This window comes from Streptomyces sp. NPDC050263 (assembly GCF_040655955.1).
Lineage (GTDB): Bacteria > Actinomycetota > Actinomycetes > Streptomycetales > Streptomycetaceae > Streptomyces.
Map to the genome: position 1 here is coordinate 63,226 of NZ_JBFAKW010000043.1, position 6,243 is coordinate 69,468.

Genomic DNA, 6,243 nt, shown 5'->3' on the forward strand with positions numbered 1-6,243 from the left:
TTCTTCCTGGCTGGTTGCCGTCTCGCTATAGAAATCAGAGTGCAGTCAGAGTATGGTCTGAGTATGAGCATCGTGCGCCCAGTAGTCGAATCGGAGTCCGTCTCGTTCACTGATCTGTCCCGGAACCCGAAGGCGGTCGCCGCGAGGGCCGCTGCCCTGGGCTGTCTACGGGTCACGCACCGAGACGCGCCCGACATGGTGCTGACCACGGCTATACACGCAGAGCGCACCGAGGAAAACCTGACCACAGCGTCCCGGCTGTTCCTTGCCCTGATGAAGCAGGACGAAGGCGCCAAGTCGCTTCTGCTCGCGCTGCCCGAGGTGTTTCCGTGGGTGCGCCACCTGGACGGCGAAGAAGTCCGGGAATTCACTGTCGAACTCCTGGACGCGCTGTCCGACGCCGCTGAGCTGGGCGCCAGGGAGGCTGTGCACCGAGCGATCGTCTCGTGGCGGGCAACCGCCCGCATCAACGCCGACCCTGACCAGCTCAGGGAAGCACTCCGTCCGCTCGGTGATGTCGACCTCGGCCCGGTCGAGGTGCACGAGTGAGCCCGAAGAAAGGCGATCGGGTCAGCGTTCCCCCGCTGAGCGGCTGGAACGTCATCCATGGGACGACGGAGGCCGCGACCGGTTGGGAGGAACTGTGCCGGGTGGCGTTGCCGAACGCGCATCGCTGCCTGGAGGCCCTTCGCGCCGACCCGCTGTCGCGGGCCAACTGGAACCGTCGGCATCAGCTCCGCGGCAGGCACGCCACCAGGGAATGGAAGGGCTCCGAGCTGGAGCAGTGGGAGTACGAGATCACCGGCGGCGGCCGGGTCCGCTACCTGGTCAGCCCGGAAACCTCGACTGTGGTCCTGGTGTATGCCTCCCCGCGACACCCGAAGGACACCGAATAGCTCGGCCAGCGGTTGTTTCATGACAGAGATGCGCGGAGGCGATGTCGGCCAAGGGGATCACTGTGTTGGTTCGGTGCTCGGCACGGCCAGCGACTTGAGCCGGGCGACTGCGTCTGCCAGCACCTCGGTGCGTTTGCAGAACGCGAAGCGGACGAAGGGTGCGCCTTGCTCGCGGTGGTCGTAGAAGACGGCGTTGGGGATGGCGACCACCCCGCAGCGCTCCGGCAGTGAACGGCAGAAGGCGAAGCCGTCGCTCTCGCCGAGGGGGCGGATGTCGGTGGTGACGAAGTACGTGCCTGCCGGCCGGAACACATCGAAGCCCGCCTGCTCCAGCCCGTCAGCGAGAAGTTCCCTCTTGCCGCGCATATCGGCGCGGAACTCCTCGAAGTAGCTGTCCGGCAGGTGCAGAGCCTCCGCGACCGCGTACTGGAAGGGCCCGGAGGCCACGTACGTCAGGAACTGCTGCGCGGAGCGGACGGCGGTCACGAGTTCTGCGGTACCGGTCACCCAGCCCACTCCGCGTTCACGCACTCATTCGCGTCTCCGACACGCCGCATCTCTTCGTGCTGTGCGCTCGCCACGCGAGAACTCACACCATGCCCGCCTGATAGGTCCATGACATTATCCTCCGCCGCGGGGGACAGACACAGGAGGAGGCAGGCAACGATGAGTCGGCGTCCAGGGCCCGGCACACTGGGGGAACTGCTGCGCGGGTACCGGTTCGCGGCCGGGCTCGGCCAGCGGGCGTTGGCCGAGCGGGCGGGGATCAGCGTCCGGACGCTGCGTTACCTGGAGCAGGGCCAGATCCGCCGGCCGCACGCCGACTCGATCCAGCGTCTGGTGGCGGCGCTGAACCTGTCCGAGGCCGCGCGCACCCGGCTGCGGGAGGCCGGCGAAGCCGCGGCGTCCTCGCCGCGGCCGGCGGGACTGCGCGTGTCGGTCCTCGGTCCTTTGGCGCTGCACCTCGACGGCAGCCCCGTCGAGGTCCCCTCGGTGCTACAGCGCAGCCTGCTGGGACTGCTGGCCATGCAGCCGGGCGTGGTGGTCGGTACCGACGAGATCGTCGACGTGCTGTGGGGGGAGCAGCCGCCACGTACCTGTCGGCAGTTGGTGCAGACCTATGTCAGACACCTGCGTGATCTGATCGACCCCGACCGGCCCGGGCCCGACGCGGGGCGCGTGCTGCGGGCGACCAAGGGCGGGTACCGGGCCGATCTGTCCGCCGAAGAGTCCGATGTGGCCACCTTTGACGAGTTGCTCGGTCTGGCCCGGCGTGCCGAGACCGGTGGCGACCGCGCTGCCGCGCTGGAGGCATACGGCCGAGCGCTGCGGTGCTGGCGAGGGCCGGTGCTGGCCGATGGCGGCGAGCGGATCCGGGTACATCCGACGGCGGTCGCGATCGTTGGTCGTCAGATCACGGCGGCTGTGGCCCGGGCGGACCTGGCGCTCGCGCTCGGCAGCGCGGAGGAAGTAGTCGCCGACCTGCGTGAGCTCAGTGCGCGCGAGCCGTTGCACGAAGAGCTCGCCGGTCGGCTGATGCTGGCCCTGGCCTCGTGCGGGCAGCAGGCGGCAGCGCTCGACGTCTTCACGCGGATCAGCAGCCGACTCGACGGCGACTTGGGTCTTCAGCCCTCCGCGGCACTGCGCGCCGCGCATCTGCGGGTACTCCGCGCAGACTTACCCCCGAAGCCACCCGCCTTACCCGCGCCGGTATCACCTCACGCTGCCGACAGGCCGGTCCCGGCGCAGCTTCCCGGGCTGACGCTCGGCTTCACCGGCCGGGCAGAGCAGTTACGGCAGCTGGACTCCCTGCTTCCCGCCCCGGCGACGGGGGACGGCCCTCACCAGACGGGGACGGTGCTCGCGGCGATCACCGGTACCGGTGGCGTGGGCAAGACCGCCCTGGCGGTGCACTGGGCGCATCGGGTACGCGATCGCTTCCCGGACGGCGAGCTGTTCGTGGACCTGCGAGGTCACTCGGCACAGGCTCCGGTGCGTCCGGTCGAGGCGCTGGCCCGGTTCCTGCTGGCGCTGGGCGTGGCAGCGGAGCGGATTCCCGGGACGCCCGAGGCCGCTGCCGACCTGTACCGCACACTGTCCGCCGGGCGGCGGATGCTTGTCGTGCTGGACAACGCCGTGGACCCGGAGCAGGTCCGGCCGTTGCTGCCCGGCGGGCTCGGCTGCGTGGTGCTGGTCACCAGTCGTGACCGGCTGGCCGGGTTGACAGCCCGTGACGGGGCCCGCCGTATCGGGGTGGACGTGCTCGCTCCCGAGGAGTCCCGGCTGCTGCTGCGCCGTATGCTCGGCGAGAGCCGGGTCGACGCGGACCCGCAGGCCGCAGCGGACCTCGCTCACGCCTGCGGCCACCTTCCGCTGGCCCTGCGGATCTCGGCCGCCAACGTCGACCACACCCCCTGGCGTACCCTGCGCGACCAGGCTGACGAACTCCGCGAGGGCGACCGGCTGACCGCCCTGTCCGTCACCGGCGACCAGACCACCGCCGTACGGACCGCCTTCAGTCTCTCCTACCACGCCCTTGATGCCCCGGTTCGACGAATGTTCCGCTTGCTGGCCCTGTTGCCCGGCCCGGAAACCGGCCTGCGGGCCGCCGCCGTCGTCACGGGCACCACCATCGAGGACGCCGCCCGGCTGGTGGAGCGGCTCACCGCCGCCCACCTGCTCCGCGAGCACCGGCCCGGACGCTACCGCTTCCATGACCTCGTGGCACTGTACGCCGCCGAACGGCTTCGCCTGGAGGAGACCGACACCTCCCGCCGAACTGCCTCCGACGCCCTCTACGACTGGCTGCTGGCCGTGGTGGATCGCTGCGCGTCACTGCTCTACCCCGGGATGAAACAGCGCCTGCCCGGGGACGAAGACGCTGCCCGGAGCGATGCGGCGCCGCCGGAGATCACAGACGCCGCGGCGGCGATGCGCTGGCTGGACGCCGAACTGCCCAACCTGGCGGCGGCCGTTCACCAGGCTGCCGCCGAGGGCCATCAGGCGGCCTGGCTGCTCGCCAACGCCCTGCGCGGCTACGCCTGGATCCGCAAGCACACGGTGGACTGGACGGCCCTCGGCCAGGCCGCTCTGTCCGCTGCCCGTGCCGCCGGAGAGCCCTTCGCCGAGGCCGCCATGCACCATCTACTCGGCCACGCGCACGTGCGGCAGAGCCGCGTCGACACCGCGATCACCCATTTCGAGCAGTTGCTCGCCCTCGCCGAGGCCGCCGACTGGCGGGAGGGCGCCGCCATCGCGCACACCAACCTCAGCATGGTCAGCCGGCTCAGCGGCCGGCTGCGGCGCAGCGCGGAGCACCTGGAGCGGGCCATGGAACTCGACCAGCAGGGCGGCCTGTCGGACGGACACCCCGTCGTCCTCGGCAACCTTGCCCACGTCCTGCGTGACCTCGGCCGCCTGCCCGAGTCACTCGACTGCCTCGTTCGGGCGGAGCGCCTTCCGGCGGCCCTGGACAACCAGCACAACCAGATACGCAGGCAGGCAGACCTCGGCCGTACCCGGCACCTGCTCGGTGACACGGTGAAGGCGGCGCGCCACCTTCAGGCGGCCCTGGCGATGGCCAGGGAGTGCGGCGACCTGGGAGGCGAGGCGTACGCGCTGCGGCTGACGGCCTCCGCCAGCAGGGACGCGGGCGACCTCGTCCGAGCCCTGGAACTGGCACGGACTGCCGCCGCCCTCAGCGACCAGGACGTCGACGACTATTTCCGGGCCGCCGCCCGCCTCACCCTCGGCAGTGTGCTGCTCGCCCTCGGCCGCCACGGCGAAGCCTCCGAGGCATGGCGGGAGGCGCTGAAGCTGGCCCGTGAGCGCGGCGCGCATGATCTGGAGGCGCGCTCACTGATCGGGCTGGCGTCCGGTCGGCGTCTCCTGGACCGCGAACAGGCGGCCACGGCGCTGGGCATCGCCCGCCGCACGGAGTACGTCCTGGTGCAAGGCGAGGCACTGACTGTCCTGGCCCGTGGCGGCCTGGAACACGGCGAACCCGCCGTCGCAGCCGACTACGCCCGCCAGGCCCTGGCCATGCACCGCCGCTCCGGCCACCGCAAGGGTCAGGCACAGGCCCTGGACCTGCTCGGCCGGGCCGTGGACGCGACGGGCGAGGAGGACCCCGCGCCGTACCGGCGAGAGGCCCTGGAGATCTTCGACGCGCTCGGCGACCGGCACGCCGCAGCGCTTCGACGGCGGCTCGTCACGGCGGACGGGGGAATGGGCGGGGGAGGGGGCGGGGGAGGAGACGGGGGAATTTACCGCCCGCGCTGCGACACCGCGGACGCCTCGGCCGATCCGACGGCATCCGGACCGGGCACCTCGCCCGCACCCGTGCCATGACCCGTGCAGCCCGGACCACGCCGAGAGTCGGTGTGGTCCGGGCTGCGTCGAGCAGGTGCGGCGCGACGGCGGCGGCAAGTCCTGCCGTCCGAAGCGTTGCAGGGCGGCATCGCGCCCGGGGGCGCTGACGCCTCCGGCGAGCGGGAGCCCCGGCGCGGTCCCTTGAGCCGGACGGCGTACAGGACGGCGTACAGGACGGCCTACCGGACGACGTGCGGTGGCCGAGGCGTCCCGGTCGTGGGCCTGGTGGGGTCAGTTGGGGCTGATCTTGGTCCAGGTCAGTTCCCTCTGGTCGCCGTGGCGCCAGCCGCGGGTGCGGACCTTGTCGGTGCGGGGCTTGTCGCGCTCGTTGAGATAGGGGGACCTGGCGTCGACGTTCTGCCCGCTGTCCAGGTAGGACTGCAGCGCCGCGGCTCCCCAGCCCTCCTGTCCTCCCCAGGACCAGAGTTCGTCGTTGCCGTTGCCGCTGCTCCCCTCGGGCTCCATCACCACAGGGTTCTCGTTGCCACCGTGGTAGGCCATCACCTCGTCCTTGCCCAGGTTGTACAGCGTGAACTGGCTGTCGGTGCCGAACTGCTTCCACCGGCAGTAGGAGTTGCCGCGGGCGGCATCCTTGGACACCATCCAGAGCGCCTGGTTGTCGGCCGAGGCGCACAGCACGGCGTCGTTGAACCTGCCGTTCTGCAGCATCACCCCCGCGGCGGCGGGGGCGGCCGAGGCCGACGTGGCCGGCGCAGCGGTGATGCAGAGCGCGGCGAGGCCGGCCGCTGCGGCGAGGCGTGCCCCGAGGCGGCCTCGACTCTGAGAAACGCGAGTTGACGAAGACATGTGAAGAAACTCCCTACCTGTTGTCCAGGCCTGAGGACCCGGACAGGCTTCCCTGCCAGGTGTGTCCGTCCCTCCGCTAGTGCCGCGGCAGGCAACGTTTGCCCGTCAAGGAGCGGCGTCCGGTGCGTGCTCTCGGTGTGCCGGCCGGAAGTCCTCGTACTGGACGTAC

At 71.1% G+C, this 6,243-nt stretch carries 4 protein-coding genes and 1 pseudogene; 3 read left to right on the top strand and 2 right to left on the bottom strand.

The window, feature by feature from the left end:
- Positions 1-63 precede the first annotated feature (63 nt).
- Entirely contained in the window at positions 64-549 is a 486-nt protein-coding gene (locus AB0J04_RS20865) for a prevent-host-death family protein (RefSeq protein WP_363170001.1), read from the top strand.
- A complete protein-coding gene (locus AB0J04_RS20870; protein WP_363170002.1) occupies positions 546-896 on the top strand; it encodes a hypothetical protein in 351 nt (116 codons plus the stop codon). The genes AB0J04_RS20865 and AB0J04_RS20870 overlap by 4 nt, the downstream gene beginning before the upstream one ends.
- Positions 897-953: 57 nt before the next feature.
- Here the strand turns inward: AB0J04_RS20870 and AB0J04_RS20875 are convergent.
- Positions 954-1,412, bottom strand: a pseudogene (locus AB0J04_RS20875) (aminotransferase class I/II-fold pyridoxal phosphate-dependent enzyme); the annotation flags it as partial.
- A 150-nt stretch (positions 1,413-1,562) separates the two neighbouring features.
- Between AB0J04_RS20875 and AB0J04_RS20880 the strand changes: the two are divergent.
- Positions 1,563-5,246, top strand: a complete 3,684-nt coding sequence (locus tag AB0J04_RS20880) for a BTAD domain-containing putative transcriptional regulator (RefSeq protein ID WP_363170003.1) — start codon at positions 1,563-1,565, stop codon at positions 5,244-5,246.
- A 252-nt stretch (positions 5,247-5,498) separates the two neighbouring features.
- On the opposite strand, the gene AB0J04_RS20885 is transcribed toward AB0J04_RS20880, so the two are convergent.
- Positions 5,499-6,074: a hypothetical protein gene (locus AB0J04_RS20885; RefSeq protein WP_363170004.1), complete on the bottom strand. Its 576-nt coding sequence runs from the start codon at positions 6,072-6,074 to the stop codon at positions 5,499-5,501.
- Between the last annotated feature and the right edge of the window lie 169 nt (positions 6,075-6,243).

Excerpts from the sequence above, each read along its gene's own strand:
- AB0J04_RS20885 (WP_363170004.1), bottom strand. The coding sequence starts at position 6,074 with ATGTCTTCGTCAACTCGCGTTTCTCAGAGTCGAGGCCGCCTCGGGGCA.
- AB0J04_RS20880 (WP_363170003.1), top strand. The coding sequence starts at position 1,563 with ATGAGTCGGCGTCCAGGGCCCGGCACACTGGGGGAACTGCTGCGCGGG.
- AB0J04_RS20865 (WP_363170001.1), top strand. The coding sequence starts at position 64 with ATGAGCATCGTGCGCCCAGTAGTCGAATCGGAGTCCGTCTCGTTCACT.